The organism is Flavobacterium sp. W20_MBD1_R3, from assembly GCF_052119725.1.
Classification (GTDB): domain Bacteria; phylum Bacteroidota; class Bacteroidia; order Flavobacteriales; family Flavobacteriaceae; genus Flavobacterium.
The window spans coordinates 42,124-62,068 of record NZ_JBGQOR010000009.1; the positions used below are offsets into that span (position 1 = coordinate 42,124).

General features: G+C 36.7%; 16 protein-coding genes. 13 read left to right on the forward strand and 3 right to left on the reverse strand.

All coding sequences use genetic code 11. The annotated features are described in order from the left end of the window. The first annotated feature begins 2 nt into the window (after positions 1-2). Together rplQ and carA are read left to right on the forward strand one after the other, a co-directional pair. Positions 3-488 (forward strand): 50S ribosomal protein L17, encoded by a 486-nt coding sequence (rplQ, locus tag ACEN2F_RS12005; RefSeq protein ID WP_441739366.1) that lies wholly within the window; start codon positions 3-5, stop codon positions 486-488. Between the two features lie 329 nt (positions 489-817). Then, a complete protein-coding gene (gene carA / locus ACEN2F_RS12010; protein WP_441739368.1) occupies positions 818-1,924 on the forward strand; it encodes a glutamine-hydrolyzing carbamoyl-phosphate synthase small subunit in 1,107 nt (368 codons plus the stop codon). A gap of 76 nt (positions 1,925-2,000) precedes the next feature. On the opposite strand, the gene ACEN2F_RS12015 is transcribed toward carA, so the two are convergent. Further along, the gene (locus ACEN2F_RS12015; RefSeq protein ID WP_441739370.1) at positions 2,001-3,338 is read right to left on the reverse strand and encodes an erythromycin esterase family protein; all 1,338 of its coding nucleotides are present in this window, start codon (positions 3,336-3,338) and stop codon (positions 2,001-2,003) included. 362 nt (positions 3,339-3,700) lie between these two features. Here ACEN2F_RS12015 and eno point away from each other — a divergent pair, with 362 nt between their 5' ends. The 4 genes from eno to ctlX all read left to right on the forward strand — a co-directional run bounded on the left by eno (position 3,701) and on the right by ctlX (position 8,461). Continuing rightward, a complete protein-coding gene (gene eno, locus ACEN2F_RS12020; RefSeq protein ID WP_441739371.1) occupies positions 3,701-4,993 on the forward strand; it encodes a phosphopyruvate hydratase in 1,293 nt (430 codons plus the stop codon). A gap of 153 nt (positions 4,994-5,146) precedes the next feature. After that, the gene (locus ACEN2F_RS12025) at positions 5,147-6,430 is read left to right on the forward strand and encodes a citrate synthase (RefSeq protein WP_441739373.1); all 1,284 of its coding nucleotides are present in this window, start codon (positions 5,147-5,149) and stop codon (positions 6,428-6,430) included. Between the two features lie 66 nt (positions 6,431-6,496). Then, complete coding sequence (locus ACEN2F_RS12030) at positions 6,497-7,411, forward strand: dimethylarginine dimethylaminohydrolase family protein (protein ID WP_441739375.1); 915 nt, start codon at positions 6,497-6,499, stop codon at positions 7,409-7,411. A 114-nt stretch (positions 7,412-7,525) separates the two neighbouring features. Continuing rightward, positions 7,526-8,461 carry a citrulline utilization hydrolase CtlX gene (gene ctlX, locus ACEN2F_RS12035; protein WP_441739377.1) on the forward strand — a complete coding sequence of 312 codons (936 nt, stop codon included), beginning with the start codon at positions 7,526-7,528 and terminating at the stop codon, positions 8,459-8,461. Positions 8,462-8,507: 46 nt separating this feature from the next. Here ctlX and ACEN2F_RS12040 read toward each other — a convergent pair whose 3' ends face one another. Then, positions 8,508-9,137: a MarC family NAAT transporter gene (locus tag ACEN2F_RS12040; RefSeq protein WP_441739379.1), complete on the reverse strand. Its 630-nt coding sequence runs from the start codon at positions 9,135-9,137 to the stop codon at positions 8,508-8,510. A 305-nt stretch (positions 9,138-9,442) separates the two neighbouring features. On the opposite strand from ACEN2F_RS12040, the gene ACEN2F_RS12045 reads away from it, so the two are divergent. Next, positions 9,443-9,808, forward strand: coding sequence for a CoA-binding protein (locus ACEN2F_RS12045; RefSeq protein WP_441739447.1), 366 nt, complete (start codon positions 9,443-9,445; stop codon positions 9,806-9,808). Between the two features lie 96 nt (positions 9,809-9,904). On the opposite strand, the gene ACEN2F_RS12050 is transcribed toward ACEN2F_RS12045, so the two are convergent. Next, positions 9,905-11,413, reverse strand: coding sequence for a sodium:solute symporter (locus tag ACEN2F_RS12050; protein ID WP_441739380.1), 1,509 nt, complete (start codon positions 11,411-11,413; stop codon positions 9,905-9,907). Positions 11,414-12,163: 750 nt separating this feature from the next. On the opposite strand from ACEN2F_RS12050, the gene recR reads away from it, so the two are divergent. The 6 genes from recR to ACEN2F_RS12080 all read left to right on the forward strand — a co-directional run bounded on the left by recR (position 12,164) and on the right by ACEN2F_RS12080 (position 19,534). Then, complete coding sequence (gene recR, locus ACEN2F_RS12055) at positions 12,164-12,784, forward strand: recombination mediator RecR (protein ID WP_441739382.1); 621 nt, start codon at positions 12,164-12,166, stop codon at positions 12,782-12,784. Between the two features lie 72 nt (positions 12,785-12,856). Next, a complete protein-coding gene (locus ACEN2F_RS12060) occupies positions 12,857-13,648 on the forward strand; it encodes a polysaccharide biosynthesis/export family protein (RefSeq protein WP_441739383.1) in 792 nt (263 codons plus the stop codon). A 15-nt stretch (positions 13,649-13,663) separates the two neighbouring features. Then, on the forward strand, positions 13,664-16,120 hold the full coding sequence (locus tag ACEN2F_RS12065; protein WP_441739384.1) for a polysaccharide biosynthesis tyrosine autokinase: 2,457 nt from the start codon (positions 13,664-13,666) through the stop codon (positions 16,118-16,120). A 227-nt stretch (positions 16,121-16,347) separates the two neighbouring features. Beyond that, on the forward strand, positions 16,348-17,334 hold the full coding sequence (locus ACEN2F_RS12070) for an SDR family oxidoreductase (protein ID WP_441739386.1): 987 nt from the start codon (positions 16,348-16,350) through the stop codon (positions 17,332-17,334). Positions 17,335-17,446: 112 nt separating this feature from the next. Next, on the forward strand, positions 17,447-18,838 hold the full coding sequence (locus ACEN2F_RS12075; RefSeq protein ID WP_441739388.1) for a UDP-glucose 6-dehydrogenase: 1,392 nt from the start codon (positions 17,447-17,449) through the stop codon (positions 18,836-18,838). A 234-nt stretch (positions 18,839-19,072) separates the two neighbouring features. Continuing rightward, entirely contained in the window at positions 19,073-19,534 is a 462-nt protein-coding gene (locus ACEN2F_RS12080) for a UpxY family transcription antiterminator (RefSeq protein ID WP_441739389.1), read from the forward strand. The last annotated feature ends 411 nt before the right edge of the window (positions 19,535-19,945 follow it).

Here is a 19,945-nt window from a genome sequence, read left to right on the forward strand (position 1 = left end):
CAATGAGACACGGAAAAAAATTCAATCACTTAAGCAGACAGACTGCACATAGAAAATCTATGTTAGCTAATATGGCTTGTTCTCTTATCGAGCACAAACGTATTAACACTACTGTCGCTAAAGCAAAAGCGCTTAAACAATTTGTTGAGCCGCTTATAACAAAATCTAAAATGGATACGACTCACAATCGTCGTATCGTTTTTGCTTACTTACGTAGCAAGTATGCCGTAACTGACTTGTTCAGAGACGTAGCTGCTAAAGTAGGAGACCGTCCAGGTGGATACACTCGTATCATTAAAGTTGGAAATCGTTTAGGAGATAATGCTGATATGGCAATGATCGAATTAGTTGATTTCAATGAACTTTACAATGGTGGTAAAAAAGAAGTTAAAAAAGCAAAAAGCCGTCGTGGTGGTAAAGCTAAGAAAGATGAAGCTACTGAAGCTCCAACTGCCGAAACTGAAACAACTACTGAGACAGCTGAGTAATTATGAAAATAGTCACTCAATAAAAATTAAGGATAAGCTATTAATAGTTTATCCTTTTTTTTTGGTTTTTTCGGAATAGATCCTATTTGATATACTGGTGTATTGTTATGCTGTGCAAGGTATTCTTGCTTTAAACAAAAAGAGTAAAAGGTGCCTGAAAAGGCTACGTTATCATCTGGGTCGATTTATTTTGATTTTTTTTTTGCAATAAATTTCAAAAACTTGCATCCATTGCGTTAAACAATTAAATTTGTAAAATATTTAACTACATATAAAAACGCATTTTCTAGTTACAAGACATCTTTAAAAAAATTATTAGAAATCAACGAATGAAATATACAACACGACAAAAGGCAATTCTTCTATTAAGTGACGGCACCATTTTCCACGGTAAATCTATTGGAATCAAAGGGACGACTTTTGGAGAAGTTTGTTTTAATACAGGAATGACAGGGTACCAAGAAATATTTACTGACCCTTCATATTTTGGTCAATTAATGGTTGCTACAAATGCGCATATTGGAAATTATGGGGTTAATGAGAACGAAATAGAATCAGATAGCATCAAAATTGCTGGATTGGTTTGTAAAAATTTTAGTTTCAACTATTCTCGTGAAGATGCTTCAGGGAGTTTAGAAGATTATTTTATTAAGCAGAACCTGATCTGTATTTCTGATGTTGATACGCGTGCTCTGGTAAGTTACATTCGTGATAATGGTGTGATGAATGCAGTAATCTGCACGGATGAAACTTCAATTGAAGATTTAAAAATTGCATTGGCAAAAGTTCCGGACATGAAGGGGTTAGAATTAGCTTCTAAAGTATCAACTAAGGAGCCTTATTTCTTTGGTGACGAGAATGCAACCTATAAGATTTCCGCTCTAGATTTGGGAATAAAAATGAATATCCTCCGTAATCTAGCTAAAAGAGATTGTTATATCAAGGTATATCCTTTTGATGCAACTTATCAGGATTTAGCCGCATTCAATCCAGATGGATATTTTTTGTCCAACGGACCCGGTGATCCGGAGCCGCTTTTTGGAGCTATTCAGGTTGCAAAGGAAATTCTTGAAAATGACAAACCCTTATTTGGAATTTGTTTGGGACATCAGATAATTGGTTTAGCCAATGGCATTTCAACCTATAAAATGTTTAATGGTCACAGAGGGATTAATCATCCCGTAACAAATATAATCACGGGAAAAGGAGAAATCACTTCTCAAAATCATGGTTTTGCCGTTAATAAAGAAGAATTAGATAATCATCCTGATTTAGAAATTACACATCTTCATCTCAATGATGGAACGGTTGCAGGTATGCGTATGAAAAGCAAAAATTGTTTTTCAGTTCAATACCATCCAGAGGCAAGCCCGGGTCCACATGATTCTTCTTATTTATTTGATCAGTTTATTGAGAATATAAAGGGGAGTATTTAGAGTAAATGATAAGCTTAAACAATACTATAAAGGGCTTGACTTATTTACCTGTCAGCCCTTTTTTTAGTAATCACGATTACATACCAAAGGGATAAGTTGCAGGTATTTGATCCCCATTCTGCGGGATATTTATAGGGTGCAAAGCAGTTGTTTCATCAATATATATAAAAGCATCATACCTTTTGGGTAGTATTGTAGGTACATAATTGCCAAATTTTTCATGTTCTGGATTGTATACTACGCCTATTGCACGATGAACTATGGGTGCAGACATGCATTCTTCCGTTTGTATTTTGTTCATCAATAACAGGCGGTTTTGACCTTTACTTGCTAAATGCATCGCATGTTCCCAACTGCCTTCAACGGCTTCTGGAACCTTAATTTTTCGCATGGAATCTCCCCATTCTCTGCCAGCAACCACGCTGCCTTTGTATGATCCAAATCCTACGGCTACAACGCCTTCTGTGGCATGTTGCTCCCTAAGTAGTTGACCTACGTTGATCATTCCTTCAGTTGCCATATCTGTGGCTCGTGCGTCACCAATGTGGGTGTTGTGCTCCCAAATTATTATTTTTGCATCTTTGCCATGGAATTTCAAAAGTCGGTCAATGGTAGCAACCATGTGTTCGTCACGAATATTCCATGAAGCAGAACCTCTTTTGATCATGGCGCGATAGTATTTTTCTGCATTTCGAATAACGTGCGCATTTTGTTCTGTGCTCAAAACATTTTCTGGATCATGATTGTAATTGGGACTGTTTTTTAAGATTTCAGTAAGCAAGTGCAGTATTTCTTTTTCACATAATTCTGGAACAAATGAGGAGGCACGTGCATATGATTGACCTTCGTCTTTTTCGTACGGTTCAAAACATTCCATTGCTTTTTTGGCAACAGCCAATGCCGTTGGGTCATTTTGTTCTAAATATTGAATTATGGCTTGCATGGATTCTTTAAAGCTGTATACATCCAAGCCGTAAAATCCAATTCTTTTATCGGCCGTTATGTTTTCATTATGGCTTTTGAGCCAATCTATAAAAGCGGCAACTTCCCAATTTGCCCACATCCAGGTGGGCCATCTTTTGAATTCATTCATGACGCTTAAGATGTCTTTCCCGGAATCTAAATATCCTTTTGCGAAACGGTTCAGACGATAACAATCTGGCCAATCTCCTTCAACACCTATGAAAGAAAATCCTTTTTCCTGAATAAGACGTTGCGTTATTTTAGCTCTCCAAGTATAATATTCATGAGTTCCATGTGAGGCTTCTCCTAAAAGAACATATTTTGCTTCTCCAATATACTTGATTAATGGATCTAAATCTGATGTGTTTTCTAATGGTGTAGTCATCCCGCCCAATATTTCTATTATATCAGTAGAATGGGCTGAATTATTGTGGTTTCCTCTTGTTTCCATTACTTTTTTATTTAAAAATTAAACCATAAAAAATTTAGCAAAAAGTAGTGTTGATACTATCTTTTTTGGTCTTATAATACATATAAAATTAATGTAAATAATTGATAATAAGGATTTTAATCATATTTAAATTGTTTTTTTGTTTCTGACTGGCGATGTTTTTTTTTTGATCAAGATTGGCTTTCCATGATTTAATTTTAAATTTATAAAATAACATATATTGTGAAAATTAATTCTTTAAAAAGCAAAAATGATTTGTTTGGGAAAAAATTATAACGTTATCGTTAATAACATTCATTATTTTCATTAAATCATTGCAATAGATAGAATATATTTGTAATTATAATTTTAAATTTTAGTATATGAGTATTATTATCAAAATTCACGCAAGACAAATTTTCGATTCAAGAGGAAATCCTACAATAGAAGTAGATGTAATTACAGATAATGGAGTTTTAGGTAGAGCCGCAGTGCCATCTGGAGCCTCTACTGGGAAACATGAAGCAGTTGAGTTACGTGACGGAGGAAAAGCATTTCTTGGAAAAGGAGTTTTGAATGCAGTGAAAAATGTGAATACCCTTATTTCAGATGAACTTCTTGGAGTTTCCGTTTTTGAACAAAACGTCATTGATCAAATGATGATCGATTTAGACGGTACACCTAATAAATCTAAGTTGGGAGCAAATGCAATCTTGGGTGTTTCCTTAGCTGTTGCAAAAGCTGCTGCAAATGAATTAGGATTGCCTTTATACAGATACATAGGTGGAGTTTCTGCTAATACATTGCCCGTTCCTATGATGAATATCATCAACGGAGGATCTCATTCTGATGCTCCTATTTCGTTTCAGGAATTTATGATTATACCGGTAAAAGCCACTACTTTTACGCACGCCATGCAAATGGGAACGGAGATTTTTCACAGCCTTAAAAAAGTTTTACACGATAGAGGATTGAGTACTGCTGTAGGAGACGAAGGTGGTTTTGCCCCAACTCTTGCCGGAGGTACTGAAGATGCTTTAGATACAATCAAAAAAGCGGTTGAAGCAGCTGGTTATACTTTTGGCGATGAAGTTATGGTGGCCTTGGATTGTGCTGCTTCAGAATTTTTTGTAGACGGAAAATACGATTACACTAAATTTGAAGGAGAAACAGGAAAAATTAGAACTTCAGAAGAACAAGCGGATTATTTAGCTGATTTAGCAGCAAATTATCCAATTATTTCTATCGAAGATGGAATGGATGAAAATGACTGGGATGGATGGAAATACCTTACAGACAAAATAGGCGATAAAGTACAATTAGTTGGAGATGATTTATTCGTTACTAATGTTGAGCGTTTGTCTACCGGTATTGAAAAAGGAATTGCCAATTCAATTTTGGTTAAGGTAAACCAAATTGGAACATTGACTGAAACTATTGCAGCAGTTAATATGGCTAAAAATGCAGGATTTACTTCTGTAATGTCACACCGTTCTGGAGAGACAGAGGACAATACCATTGCTGATTTAGCCGTAGCTTTAAATTGTGGACAAATCAAAACTGGTTCTGCATCTCGTTCAGATCGTATGGCAAAATACAATCAATTGTTGCGAATTGAAGAAGAATTAGGTGAAACTGCTTTTTTTCCTGGAAAAAATGCTTTTAAAATAAAATAACATCTTTTGAGCTCTTTTTTAGCCATTCACTTCGTGTGAATGGTTTTTTTTTGGTAATATTTAACAATATCATTGTGTTATTCTCTTTTTAATTAGTGTTTAATTCCCTAGATTTGATAAATTATTATTTAAAAGTTTATTTTCAACTATATTATGTCAAAAACAGCAACATTAGAAATCGACGGAAAAAAAATTGAACTGCCTATAATTGTAGGGAGTGAAAATGAAGTTGCCATCGATATTAACAAATTACGTGATTTATCCGGTATAATAACACTAGATCCGGGCTATAAAAACTCAGGTTCTTGTAAAAGTGATATTACTTTTCTAGATGGAGAATTAGGAATTCTTCGTTACAGAGGGTATTCTATTGAAGATTTAGCCGAGAAAGCTGATTTTCTAGAAGTGTCTTACCTTTTAATCTTTGGAGAATTGCCAACTGCTCAACAGCTAGTGCAATTTGAAACGGATATCAGAAAATACACACTTGTCAATGAAGAAATGAAAAACATCATTGATGGTTTTCCAAAAACGGCTCACCCTATGGGCGTTTTAGCAGCTTTGACTAGTGCATTGACAGCATTCAACCCAAAATCGGTTAATGTAGACAATGAAAAAGAAATGTATGAAGCCGTTTGTAAAACTATGGGGAAATTCATGGTTATTGCCTCTTGGACCTACAGAAAAAGTATGGGATACCCTTTGAATTATTACGATAATACCAAAGGTTATGTAGAGAATTTTATGCATTTAATGTTTGAATTGCCTACAGAGCCGTACACGCCAAATCCTGTAGTTATAGATGCCCTAGATAAGTTATTTATCCTTCACGGAGATCACGAACAAAACTGTTCTACTTCAACCGTTAGAATGGTAGGTTCATCACATGCAGGGCTATTTGCATCAATATCTGCCGGAGTTTCGGCACTTTGGGGACCACTACATGGTGGTGCAAATCAAGCAGTTCTTGAAATGCTAGAAGAAATTCATAGAAACGGCGGCGATGCTGATAAGTACATGGCTAAAGCCAAAGATAAAAATGATCCTTTTAGATTGATGGGTTTTGGTCACAGAGTTTATAAAAACTTTGATCCAAGAGCTAAAATCATCAAAAAAGCAGCCAATGAAGTTTTAGCAACCCTTGGTGTTGAAGATCCAATTCTTGCAATTGCCAAGAAACTGGAAGAAGCGGCACTAGAAGACGAATACTTCAAATCCAGAAATTTATATCCTAATGTAGATTTCTACTCTGGAATTATTTACAGAGCACTGGGAATTCCTACCGATATGTTTACAGTAATGTTCGCTATAGGTCGGTTACCAGGTTGGATCGCGCAATGGAAAGAAATGCGTGAAAATAAAGAGCCCATCGGAAGACCAAGACAAATTTACACCGGTCATCCTTTACGCGAATTCAAAACAGCTGATAAAAGATAAATTCATAGTTAAAAAGCTTCACAAATTTGTGGAGCTTTTTTTATATTTGCCAAAAGCTAAAGAAATATGTTAGAATTAAATATAAATAATGAAACTTCAAAACTCAAGGCAGTTGTTTTGGGTACAGCAATAGATAATGGGCCCACTCCAAAACAAGAAGAAGCCTATGATCCAAAATCTTTAGAACACCTATTGGCAGGTACCTATCCAATTGAGGAAGATATGGTCAATGAAATGGAAGCCTTTAATCGCGTCCTTACTAAATATGATGTAAAAGTGTTTCGCCCGGAAATGATTGAAAACTATAACCAAATTTTTACGAGAGATATTGGATTTGTAATTGGAGACGTGTTTGTAAAATCAAACATATTACCAGATCGTGAGCGGGAATTAGATGCGATTCAGTATATAATTGACCAAGTTGATCCTATAAAAGTAGTTCGCCCTCCAGCAGAAGTGCACATTGAAGGCGGTGATGTGATGTTGTGGAACGATCATATTTTTGTTGGTACCTACAAAGGAAGCGATTATCAAGACTACATCACGGCACGAACCAATGTACAAGGAGTGCAATATATTAAAGATTTGTTCCCAAATAAAATTGTCAAGGAATTTGATTTAGTAAAATCGAAAATTGAAGCTCGTGACAATGCCTTGCATCTAGATTGCTGTTTTCAGCCTGTAGGAAATAACAAAGGAATTATATACAAAGGTGGTTTTCGTGAAGAAGCCGATTATTTGTTTTTAGTGAATCTTTTTGGGAAAGAAAACTTATTTCACATCACCAGAGACGAAATGTATCACATGAATTCAAATATTTTTTCTATCGATACTGCAGTTGTTGTTTCAGAAAGAAATTTCACGCGACTAAATAATTGGTTGCGTGCCAACGGTTTTGTAGTCGAAGAAGTTCCTTATGCCGAAATCGCTAAGCAAGAAGGATTATTGCGCTGTTCAACCTTGCCTTTGATTCGGGAATAAAGATTGAAACGCAACCGCAGCGACGCATCTGTAGCGACGCATCCTTAGAGACGTAACCTTAGAGACGCACTGCAGTGCGTCTCTGCATACGAAATAATTTAAAACAAAAAAATCATGAAACAAACAACAAATTCCATATTGATGATTCGTCCCGTGGCCTTTCGGATGAACGAACAAACAGCGGTAAATAATTACTATCAAAAAGTGATCGACGGTTTGCTGCCTGCTACGGTAAATGCTAAAGCACAACAGGAATTTGATGCTTTTGTCGAAAAATTAACAGCTGTAGGGGTAAATGTAACCGTTATAGACGACACTTTAAACCCGGATACACCTGACAGTATTTTTCCTAACAATTGGATTTCTTTTCACGAAAACGGTGATGTAGCCCTATATCCTATGTTTGCTGAAAATAGACGTCAAGAGCGCCGCGAAGAAATTTTAGATGTTCTGGAAGACAAAGGATTCGTGATTCATAATATTATCGACTATACTTCTGCTGAAGAAGACGGATTCTATTTAGAAGGAACAGGAAGTTTGCTTCTGGACAGAGCTAACGCTAAAGCATATTGCGCTTTATCGCCACGAGCAGATGAAGAATTATTTATCGAATTTTGTGAGGATTTTGATTATGCGCCAGTAATTTTCGAAGCCTATCAAACTGTCGATTCAGAACGGAAACTGATTTACCATACCAATGTGATGATGTGTTTGGGAGAAACGTTTGCAGTAATTTGTGCTGATTGTATCGATGATAAAAAAGAACGTAAAATGGTGCTGGACAATCTAAAAGAAAACGGCAAAGAAATTATCTTAATTACGGAAGCTCAAATGAATACTTTTGCCGGTAATATGCTTGAAATTCGAGGTACAATGGACAAAAGATACGTAGTGATGAGTGCCGCTGCGCATCAGAGTCTGACTCCAAAACAAATTGGGCAGCTGGAACAACATGCTGAGATATTGAGCTCAAGTCTTGATACTATTGAGGCTTGTGGGGGTGGAAGCGCTAGATGTATGATGGCCGAAATCTTTTTGCCAAGAAAATAATTCTATAATTCAGGCAATGCGAAAAGTATTTGCCTGAATTAAATATTTAAATCAAATTACCCTTTATAATATTGATAATTGCACTTACAATATATTGTATTCCTATCGCAATTACAATGAAACCAATAATTCTGGAAATTGCCACAATTCCGGACTCTCCAAGAATTTTTGATAAGTAATGCGCACTTTTTAGGATAATGAAAATCGCAACTGCAATGGCAAGAATGGCAAGGGATGAAATGATAATTTCGCTTGTACCATTGTGCTCTTGATAAAAAGCAATCAACAACGAAATAGATCCAGGTCCTGCAAGCATGGGGATTGCGAGTGGTGTCAACGCGATGTCATTTCTTTTTTGAGCATCGTTTTCTGCTTTTTTAGTGATACCTCGTTTTTTATTAAATTGTCCTGACAGTAATGAAAAACCAGAATTTACAATGATTAGTCCGCCGGCAATTCGAAGTGCATCGATACTAATTCCAAAAAATATTAGAACATACTGACCAATAAAAAACGACACAATCAAGATAATAAACACATTAATTGCGGTCCACAACGAAATTCGGGATCGTTCTTTTTTACTGTCGTGTTGTGTGAGTCCCACAAAAATAGGAACAGTCCCAATGGGATTTAACACAGAGAAAAGAGCGACGAACAGATAAATAAAAAGATCCATATTTTGTTTTTAAGGGTGTAAAAATACTCTTTTTTTATTTTTTAATGTTAGGGAAATGTTTTTATTGCCAGCAGAATGGATTCCTTTCGACTTTCAAAATGCTGCAATCCTTTTTCAAATCGTAGTAAAAAAAATCTTGGGCGGCTGCTATAACAATTCCAACCCTTTTTCATGGTCTTCGCACAGACGATAATAATTTTGAAATCTTTCGGTAGAAAATTCAAAATAGAAATCGTATAATCTGCAAAATTCCTGAACGAATAAACCTTTTTGATTACTTTTGCCAGATACACTTATAGAAAATGATAAAGAATAAAAAAACATTGGTTCTTGGAGCAACAACTAAACCGGAGAAATACGCCTTCAAAGCGATCACTATGCTCGTAGATAAAGGACATTCCGTGCTTGCCCTAGGTCAAAACGCGGGTGAAGTTGCCGGTGTAAAAATCCAGACCAAAGCCATTCCGCTAAAAAACATCGATACCGTTACCCTTTATTTGAACCCTGCACGCCAGCGCGATTATTACAATTATATTGTAGAGGCAAAACCTAAACGTGTCATTTTTAATCCAGGAACTGAAAACCCAGAATTATATCAACTGCTGAAACTGAATGATATCAAAGTAGAAATATCCTGCACCCTAGTCTTATTGAGTACCAACCAATACTAATATTTTTAGGAGCTTTTTCCAGCTGTACGCTATATCTTTTCTTGCCCCGTTAAAAAACGGAACAAGAAAAGGATGCCGCTGCCATCTGGGCTACAACTAAAATCTCGTTCCTGAGGTCGTCTTTTGGCTGATCAACAATAATCCAACAAAAGTAATTAGTCCGTTGATAATTATCAGTTCATTGTCAAATACATACCCAAAAAACAATGTTTTAGAATTTTCGCTGACAAAATAAGTGAGTGCTGGTGACAACAAACAAATCAGCGGAACCAGTTTATCTTTGACTTTTTTCGACTTTACAAATAGCCCAAAACAGTACAGCCCCAAAAGTGGTCCATACGTGTACGACGCTACTCTGAAAATCATTCCTACTACAGAACTGTCATTAATAGCATTAAAAAATAGTATAACCAGAAACATCAAAAACGAAAAGGCAACATGAACCAGATGTCTGTTTCGGACTACATTGGGTTTGTTTTGATGTTCCGCTTTGTCCATGCCAAGAAAATCTACACAAAACGAAGTAGTAAGGGCCGTTAATGCGGAGTCAGTCGTGGCAAAAGTTGCCGCGGTTAGTCCCAACAAGAAAATAACCGATGGGATTAGTGTCAGATGATGAAAAGCAATCTCAGGGAAAAGCAAATCAGTTCTGGGATTACCGGTGATTAAATCAGTGGGAACTTCAATTCCGTTTTTGGCTGCATAAACATATAGCAGCGCGCCTACGCTGAGAAAAAATATATTGATAAGTACAAATATTCCGGTAAATGTATACATGTTTTTTTGTGCTTCGCCAATATTCTTGCAGCTCAGGTTTTTTTGCATTAAATCCTGATCTAATCCCACCATAGCAATCGTTACAAAAATTCCTCCCAGAATTTGTTTTACAAAATGGAACTTACTCGACACGAAATCCTCAAAGAAAAATACTTTAGAATAATTGCTGTTTTTTACGGTTTCAAAAGCTTCAAAAGCATCTAAATTCAAGCTTCTGCAAATAAAGAAAATAGTCATAAAAACGGAAGTCACTAAGAAAAAAGTTTGCAACGTATCCGTAATAATAATCGTTTTGAGTCCGCCGCGATAGGTATAGGCAAAGATCAAAGCCAGCGAAATCAAAACGGTAGCGGCAAATGGGATATTATAATAATCAAAAACATAACGCTGTAAAACAATCACCACAAGATACAATCGAAACGCAGATCCTATGGTTCGGCTGATTAGGAAAATTGTTGCAGCCGTTTTATAGGAATACACGCCAAGCCGTTGCTCAATATAACCATATATAGAAGTCAGGTTCATGCGGTAATACAACGGCAGCAAGACTTTTGCAATAATGATGAAACCAATTGCATTTCCCAGAACAAACTGAAAATACTTGAACTGCTCTCCGTTTGGCGAACCCACTTCGCCCGGTACTGAAATAAAAGTTACGCCAGAAAGTGCCGTTCCAATCATTCCAAAAGCTACTAAGTACCATTTCGAGTTCTTGTTCGCTTTAAAAAAAGCGGCATTACCACTGTCCTTTCGGCTTACAAAATGGGAAATCAAAAATAGAATTCCGAAGTAGATTACAATTAACGATAGAATGGCGAATGGACTCATGACTTGAATTTAAAGGGAGCAAAATACGATTTTTTGTTCAATCCTTCAGATCTGAATTTGCTATTTCCTTTAGCCTTGAGCTCTTATATTTCTTGAAACACAACTAGCTGCTAATTAATTGGTGGTTAGCGTGCAGCATTATAAGTGCTTGACGATACTGCAGCCAACAATGGAATTGTTTTACATCTAACGTGCTTTTGTCTAAAAAAGACTTTTTTACATCATAGCTATTAAGTAGTTGGACCTATTTAATGTCATACTAAAAAAGGAGTGAAATAATATTTAACATATAAGTCATATAAGAATTAAACCTTAAATGACCTTATTATTGTTATAGTTACATAAGGCTAACCCAATTGAAACTTAAACTTATATGACTTATATGGTAAAAAAAATGCGACATTGTTTTATTCTTCTTGCTTATAACCAAATCTAATTGTCAGTTAGAGTGCAGGCGAGAAGCAATGTCATTAAGTTAAGGATTCGTCAGTTCGAGTTGAATATAAGTTTGCGATAAAAAATAGCTGTAAAGGTTCCTGAAACTGCATGTTTTCATAGCTTATCGATATAATTTACAAGCGTTAAGCTTTCAAATTACTATTCAAAATTGCTTAGAGTAACCGTTGAAAGAGCTTAACTTTAAAGATAGTGTACTCGATAAATACGAGAAACAGGGTTTAAAATACAATAGCTGTAGTATAAAATCAATTCAACAAATAATCAATTAAACAAATTACTACATTTGCAGCTATGGAATTTTCATCAAAATTAATAGAAAAGGCAGTCAATGAAATGTCTCAGTTGCCAGGAATTGGTAAGCGAACGGCATTGCGACTGGTGTTGCATTTGTTAAAACAACCAAAGGAACAAACAGGATTTTTGGCGCAAGCCTTGGTGGCCATGCGAGAGGATATTAAGTATTGCGCCAGTTGTCATAATATATCGGATAGCGCGCTGTGTGAAATTTGTGCTAACAAAAACAGGAATCATCACATTATTTGTGTTGTCGAGGATATTCGCGATGTCATGGCGATTGAAAATACGGGACAGTTTAGAGGAATTTACCATGTGTTGGGCGGTAAAATTTCCCCTATTGACGGGGTTGGCCCAAGTCAACTTAATATCACTACATTAGTCGAGAAAGTAAAATCAGGGAGTGTCAACGAAATTATATTTGCTTTAAGCTCTACAATGGAAGGTGATACGACTAACTTTTATATTTACAAGCAAATCACAGATTGCGAAATTATAATTTCAACAATCGCCAGAGGAATTTCGGTGGGTGACGAGCTAGAATATGCAGATGAAGTTACCTTGGGAAGGAGCATCTTACAAAGAGTCCCTTTTGAAAAGTCTTTTAAAAATAATTAATACATTTATTGAATCGGGACACTTTTTAAATAGTAAATGAAAAGCTATATTTGTCGCCTAAAAACATTGAAAATGAGCAGATCGGTACTGAGTTTATTGTTAATTGTAAGTGTATTGCTCTCTTCATGTATACCAACTAAAGATTTAATTTATCTACAAAAAAAAGATAATGCTCCTTCAGCATCGGCTATCGCAGCAGTAGAGGCTAAGCCTTACCGATTGCAAACAAGTGATGTTTTGAGTATTACCATAAAGGCTATAGATCCTAAATTAGTCGCTATTTTTAGTCCTACAGGCGAAGGTGCGGCGGCTGGAAAATCCGAGTCAGGATTATATTTTGACGGTTTTACCGTAGATGATCATGGAGCCATACGCATTCCAGTACTAGGAGAAATTACGGTAATTGGGTACACGCTGGATGAAATCAGGGTTAGAATCGAAAAGCAATTATTAGCGGAGTACTTTAATAAAGAGGCTAATATTTTTGTAACCGTGAAATTAGCTGGATTTAGGTATACTATTAATGGGGAAATTGGTAGTACGGGAACTAAAACATTATTCCAAGAACACGTAACTATAATGGAAGCAATTGCTAATGCAGGAGATATTTCTATTACCGGAAATAGAAAAGCTGTGACCATCATGAGAAAAACGCCAATAGGAATTCAAATGCATGATTTAGATCTTACAGACATTAATGTAATGCAATCGCCCTATTATTATTTGCAGCCTAATGATTATATTTATATCAAACCGCTGAAACAAAAAACGTGGGGAACCGGAAAAACGGGTATCGAATCCTTGGGGACAATAATTACGTTACTATCTTTGGCTACAACCACCTTTTTATTATTAAGAAATTAAAACAGCGTTCCTAAAATGTTAGATATAAAAGATTTTTCGATTTTTGAAAATCAAGTCAACTTTGATTTTAAAGGTTTTCTGATAAAAATTGGAAGTTATTGGAAGTGGTTCGTACTAAGTTTGTTGATCACTTTTACTATTGCTTATCAGGTTAATATCCGTAAAGAAAAAATTTATGGTATGGAAAGCCTTATTGCCGTCAAGGAAGAAAGTAATCCTCTTTTTACCTCTAATACCAGTTTGGTTTTTAATTGGGGCGGTACTTCGGATCAGGTTCAGTCTATCTCTACCACATTACAATCCAGATCACACAATGAGTTAGTGGTTGATAAATTGCAGTATTACATTAATTATTTAGCACAAGGCGAATTTAAAAAAATCGATGCTTATGGAGCAGTTCCGTTTTATGTAAGTATTGACAAATCCAAAGGGCAACTGTCCGGAAATTTAATTAAAATTACGTTTCTCAGTGAAAGTGAGTATGAAATCCTAATCCCATTTGAAAATCAAAATGCTTCAGTGCTCACTTATGCTACAAATTCATACAGCAACACAGCGGTTGCAACGGGAGACTTTGTCAAAAGATACAAAGTGGGACAGCAAGTATCTTTGCCATTTTTGAATTGGAAATTACAAATAAAAGACAATCCTGGTTTATACAAAGGGAATGAATATTATGTTAGTTTTAGTGATTTTGACGGAACGGTTGCAGGATACAAAGGTCTCAGTGTGCGTTCCGATGAAAAAGGCGGTTCTATAATGACCTTGGGAATGCAGGGAACCAATAAAGCCAGAATGGTCGAGTATTTGAATGCGACTGTTGCCATGTTGATCAAACGAAAATTAGACAGCAAGAATCAGTTTGCTACCAATACAATAGCTTTTATAGACAGTACTTTGATTGCTATGGAATCTCAACTTAAGGAAACTGGTAATGAGCTCAAGACCTTCAGACAGGGTAAAAATATATATGATATTGAAGCCGGTGGTGCCAAGTTCTCAGATAAAATTCTGGAATTTGATGTTGCTAAGGATGAAGTTACCCGCCAAGTAGCCTATTACAATTCGCTGAAGGCTTATTTGAAAAACAGCACTAATTATGCAAAACTCCCTGCACCTTCGGTAGCGGGAATTGAAGATCCTAATATTGTAGTTAATGTTTCTAAATTGATTGCATTGTCTACACAAAGATCTGAAATGGCGTATGCCGTAAAAAGCGAGAAAATATTTCAGGATTTTGACAATCAAATGGAGGCCGTCAAAAGTGTGTTGTTAGAGAATATTGCTACGGCAAAAGCAGCATTGCAATATGATTTAGCGCAAGTGAGCAGTAAAATTAATGAAGCAGAAAGCACAATAAAACAATTGCCGGATGATCAGCAAGAGCTCATTAAAATCAAAAGAAAATATGATTTGAGTGATAACATCTACAGCACCTTTCTCCAAAAAAGGAGTGAAGCCGATATTGTTAAAGCGGCTAATTTGTCGGATATTCAATTTATAGATCCAGCAAAAGATACAGGTGGCGGATTGATTGGACCTAAAACATCGGTAAATTATATTTTGGCTGCGTTTCTGGGAATATTAGTTCCATTAATTTTTGTTTTTGCAATTTTCTTTGTCAATAATTCGATTCAAAATGCGGAGGATATCAGTAAAATGACAAAAATTCCGTTGATTGGTGTTGTGGGTGTCAATAAAGAAAATACAAATTTAGCGGTTTATGACCGACCCAAATCGGCTTTGTCGGAATCCTTTAGAGCTATTCGGTCTTCTCTTCAGTTTTTGTACAAACAACAAAATGTAGGTGGTGCCAAAACACTGATGATTACCTCCTCTGTCAGTGGCGAAGGAAAAACCTTTTGTTCGATAAATATTGCTACCGTATTTGCATTGAGCGAAAAGAAAACCGTAGTTATTGGTCTCGATTTAAGAAAACCAAAACTGGCTACTGAATTTAATTTGTCTAATGACGTTGGAGTTGTCAATTATCTGATCAAACAAAAAACGGTCGATGAAATTATAAATCACACCCACATTCCGTATTTGGATGTGATTCTTGCCGGACCTGTTCCTCCAAATCCATCAGAGATGATCATGAGTGACAATATGGGGTCTTTAATTGAAGAACTAAAGAAAAAATACGATTACATTATTTTAGATACCCCGCCTGTAGGCTTGGTGTCAGATGCATTAGAATTAGCGCAATATTGTGATGTGACGCTGTATATCGTTCGGCAGAATTTTACTAAAAAAGACATGATTACCTTGTTGAATAATCGAGTAAAACGCGGGGAATTAGATAACGCCAGCATCATTTTAAACGGGCTGGAGAACAAAGCAAAATACGGTACCGGATATGGTTACGGGTATGGATATGGTACGTATGCCAATGGATATTATGAGGAAGAACAACCTAAAAGTGTATACCAAAGAATAGCACAAAAAATACTTAATAAGCCAAGAAAGTAGTTTATTAATTAAAGATAGTTAAAACGTTGTACTTTAGTGTCTTTACTTTTTAGGTTCTAAAAAGTTTCGCTATGAATTTCAACAATTTCAACAAATTAATTTGTAATGATTTTTGAAATCTGTGGCAAATAATTTCTGATTATGTCCGTTTAGACCGTAAGCCTGCTAACAAAAACGATAAGCTTTTCAGCTTGTGGCGAGTTATTTTTTTAATACAGAAAAAGCAAATGAAAGAAGAGATAAAAAAAACAGTGTTAATTACCGGAGGCGCGGGTTTTATAGGCTCCAATTTGGGAGAATATTTTCTGTCTAAAGGCTATAATGTTGTTTGCTTAGACAATTTTGCCACGGGGCACTTACATAATTTAAACGCCATCATCAACCATCCTAATTTTCGTTTGATAGAAGGTGATATTCGCAATCCGCAGGACTGTCAAAAAGCAGTCAAAGGAGCAGATTATGTTCTGCATCAAGCGGCCTTAGGATCTGTTCCTCGCTCTATAAATGATCCCGTGACTACGAATGATGTGAATGTATCCGGATTTTTGAATATGCTGGTAGCAGCCAGAGACGAAAAAGTAAAACGGTTTGTGTATGCAGCAAGTTCCTCTACTTATGGCGATTCAGAAGCATTGCCAAAAGTAGAAGAGGTAATTGGCAAACCACTTTCTCCGTATGCGATAACTAAATATGTCAATGAGTTGTATGCCGGAATTTTTAGCACAACCTATGGTTTAGAAACAATTGGACTGCGTTATTTTAATGTTTTTGGTCGGAAACAAGACCCTAATGGTGCGTATGCCGCCGTTATTCCTAAATTTGTGATGCAATTCATGCAGCTCGAAAGTCCAAACATAAACGGAGACGGCAATTATTCCCGTGATTTCACTTATATCGATAATGTCATCCAAATGAATGAATTGGCTATGTTGACACAAAATCCGCAAGCTGTTAATACTGTTTATAACACTGCCTGCGGTGACCGAAATACGTTGAATGATTTAGTTGGATATTTAAAAGAATTTTTAGCAGAGTATAATCCTGAAATTGCGAATGTTCCTGTTGTATACGGTCCCAACAGAGCGGGCGATATTCCACATTCTTTGGCTAGTATCGCTAAAGCAAAAGGCATGCTGGGTTATGATCCAAAATTTTCTATGCAAGAAGGACTGAAAGTTGCGGTACAATGGTATTGGGAAAATTTGAAGCAATAAAACAATAAACGATTAAATGAAAGTGTCATTTTATAAGCTCAGGATGAAGGTGAGCCGTAAAATTGACAAATAGTAACACGAGAATAGTAAATAGGGAATAAAAAATAAAAGAATGAAAATCACAAAAATATGTTGCATCGGAGCTGGATATGTTGGTGGCCCAACGATGGCGGTAATTGCTCAAAAATGTCCAGAAATACAAGTCACTGTTGTTGATTTAAACGAAGAGCGCATTGCGGCTTGGAATGATACCGACACAGCCAATATTCCTATTTATGAGCCTGGATTAGATGTTATTGTTGCCGAAGCACGGGGAAGAAACTTGTTTTTTTCTACTGATGTAGACAAAGCCATAGACGAAGCACAGATTATATTTATATCCGTGAATACACCTACTAAAACCTATGGTAAGGGTAAGGGCATGGCGGCGGATTTAAAATACATAGAGCTTTGCGCCAGACAAATTGCACGTGTGGCCAAAGACAATAAAATAGTGGTGGAGAAATCGACACTTCCGGTGCGAACTGCAGAAGCGATCAAAAGTATTCTTGATAATACCGGAAATGGAGTACAATTCCAAATCCTTTCTAACCCAGAGTTTTTAGCAGAGGGAACTGCGGTAGCTGATTTGTTGCAACCGGATCGAATTCTAATTGGAGGCGATCCTTCACAGGAAGGTAAAAAAGCGATTCAGGCTCTTGTTGATGTATATTCAAATTGGGTACCAGCCGATAAAATATTAACTACTAATGTTTGGTCTTCTGAGTTGTCGAAGCTTACCGCCAATGCTTTTCTAGCACAGCGAATTTCGTCGATCAATGCCTTATCGGAACTGTGCGAAAAAACAGGTGCTGATGTCAACGAAGTTGCGAAAGCAATTGGAATGGACAGTAGGATTGGATCTAAGTTTCTAAAAGCATCTGTTGGTTTTGGGGGCTCTTGTTTTCAAAAAGACATTTTGAATTTGGTTTACATTGCAAAATCATACGGATTAGATGCCGTTGCTGATTATTGGGAGCAAGTCATCATCATGAATGACCATCAAAAAAGACGTTTCTCTAATACCATCGTTCAAACGCTTTACAACACCGTTTCTGGCAAGAAAATTGCGTTTCTGGGTTGGGCGTTCAAAAAAGATACGAATGATACCCGGGAATCTGCTGCTATTTATGTAGCCGATGATCTGATCAATGAGCACGCAAATATTGCGGTTTATGATCCTAAAGTTTCGGCTAAAAAAGTGCTGGATGACTTAAATTATTTAGATACCAGAAATGCTGATGCGAATGCTAATAGCGTGCGTTCCTTTTTGGATCCGTACGAAGCCTGTGAAAATGCTCACGCAATCGCAATACTGACTGAATGGGATGAATTTATTCACTACGACTGGCAAAAAATATACGATTCTATGCAGAAACCCGCCTTTGTATTTGATGGCAGGAATTTGCTTAATGGTCCGGAATTACAAGCAATTGGTTTTGTGTATCAGGCGATAGGATCGTGAAGGGTTAAGCGATTAAACGGTTAAACGATTAAACTTTATATGGTTAAACCGTTAAATGCTAATTGTGCTCAGCGGGTTACGAGTAGTTTTCAAGTAGTGAAACAGAACAAAACGTCTCGATACGCTTCGAACTCCAAGTGATGTGTATCGAGATTGTTTTTAAATAAATAACTCGAAAAGTATAGTCTGAATTCGGATAGGGAGAACTAATTTTACGGCAATACAAGATATAAGATGAACTGGTATGTAGTCTATACAAAGCCCAAATGGGAGAAAAAAGTAGCAGAACAATTACAAAAGATGGGTGTGGAATGCTACTGTCCTTTGATTATCCAAATGCGACAATGGTCTGACCGCAAGAAAAAAGTGGAAGTGCCTCTTTTTAATTCTTATGTTTTTGTTCACTTAACGGAAGCAGAACGGAATGTAGTTTTTCAATCCGTTGGTGCAGTCCGCTATTTGTTTTGGTTAGGAAAACCTGCAATCGTGCGTGATGAAGAGATTGATGTCATCAAGAAATGGCTCAATACTTCGGATACTGTTGATCTCACCGTGTCTTCGTACCAAATAGGAGAAACGATACAATTAGAATCGGGACCTTTTACTGCTCAAAAAGCCACCGTCCAAGAAATGACCAATACACATTATGTGCTGGTTTTGGAATCGTTGGGATGTGTGTTGAAAATGAAAAGATGAGGTTTTTAGTGTGAATTGGTGAGTGGTGAATGGTGAGTGGTGTCCTTCGACAGGCTCAGGATGATGGTGAATGGTGAGTGGTGAGAAGTGTCCTTCGACAGGCTCAGGATGATGGTGAATGGTGAGTGGTGAGAAGTGTCCTTCGACAGGCTCAGGATGATGGTGAATTGTGAGAGGTGAGAAGTGTCCTCCGACAGGCTCAGGATGATGGTGAATGGTGAGTGGTGAGAAGTGTCCTTCGACAGGCTCAGGATGATGGTGAGAGGTGAATTGTGGTGAGAGGTGAATGGTGGTGAATGGTGAGAGATGAATGGTGAGACGTGTCCTTCGACAGGCTCAGGATGATGGTGAATTGTGGGGAGAGATTACAATTTAAAAGGAGCGCCTTTCAAGATAGTGTTTAGTTGGTAT

Excerpts from the sequence above, each read along its gene's own strand:
- rplQ (WP_441739366.1), top strand. The coding sequence starts at position 3 with ATGAGACACGGAAAAAAATTCAATCACTTAAGCAGACAGACTGCACAT.
- carA (WP_441739368.1), top strand. The coding sequence starts at position 818 with ATGAAATATACAACACGACAAAAGGCAATTCTTCTATTAAGTGACGGC.
- ACEN2F_RS12015 (WP_441739370.1), bottom strand. The coding sequence starts at position 3,338 with ATGGAAACAAGAGGAAACCACAATAATTCAGCCCATTCTACTGATATA.
- eno (WP_441739371.1), top strand. The coding sequence starts at position 3,701 with ATGAGTATTATTATCAAAATTCACGCAAGACAAATTTTCGATTCAAGA.
- ACEN2F_RS12025 (WP_441739373.1), top strand. The coding sequence starts at position 5,147 with ATGTCAAAAACAGCAACATTAGAAATCGACGGAAAAAAAATTGAACTG.
- ACEN2F_RS12030 (WP_441739375.1), top strand. The coding sequence starts at position 6,497 with ATGTTAGAATTAAATATAAATAATGAAACTTCAAAACTCAAGGCAGTT.
- ctlX (WP_441739377.1), top strand. The coding sequence starts at position 7,526 with ATGAAACAAACAACAAATTCCATATTGATGATTCGTCCCGTGGCCTTT.
- ACEN2F_RS12040 (WP_441739379.1), bottom strand. The coding sequence starts at position 9,137 with ATGGATCTTTTTATTTATCTGTTCGTCGCTCTTTTCTCTGTGTTAAAT.
- ACEN2F_RS12050 (WP_441739380.1), bottom strand. The coding sequence starts at position 11,413 with ATGAGTCCATTCGCCATTCTATCGTTAATTGTAATCTACTTCGGAATT.
- recR (WP_441739382.1), top strand. The coding sequence starts at position 12,164 with ATGGAATTTTCATCAAAATTAATAGAAAAGGCAGTCAATGAAATGTCT.
- ACEN2F_RS12060 (WP_441739383.1), top strand. The coding sequence starts at position 12,857 with ATGAGCAGATCGGTACTGAGTTTATTGTTAATTGTAAGTGTATTGCTC.
- ACEN2F_RS12065 (WP_441739384.1), top strand. The coding sequence starts at position 13,664 with ATGTTAGATATAAAAGATTTTTCGATTTTTGAAAATCAAGTCAACTTT.
- ACEN2F_RS12070 (WP_441739386.1), top strand. The coding sequence starts at position 16,348 with ATGAAAGAAGAGATAAAAAAAACAGTGTTAATTACCGGAGGCGCGGGT.
- ACEN2F_RS12075 (WP_441739388.1), top strand. The coding sequence starts at position 17,447 with ATGAAAATCACAAAAATATGTTGCATCGGAGCTGGATATGTTGGTGGC.
- ACEN2F_RS12080 (WP_441739389.1), top strand. The coding sequence starts at position 19,073 with ATGAACTGGTATGTAGTCTATACAAAGCCCAAATGGGAGAAAAAAGTA.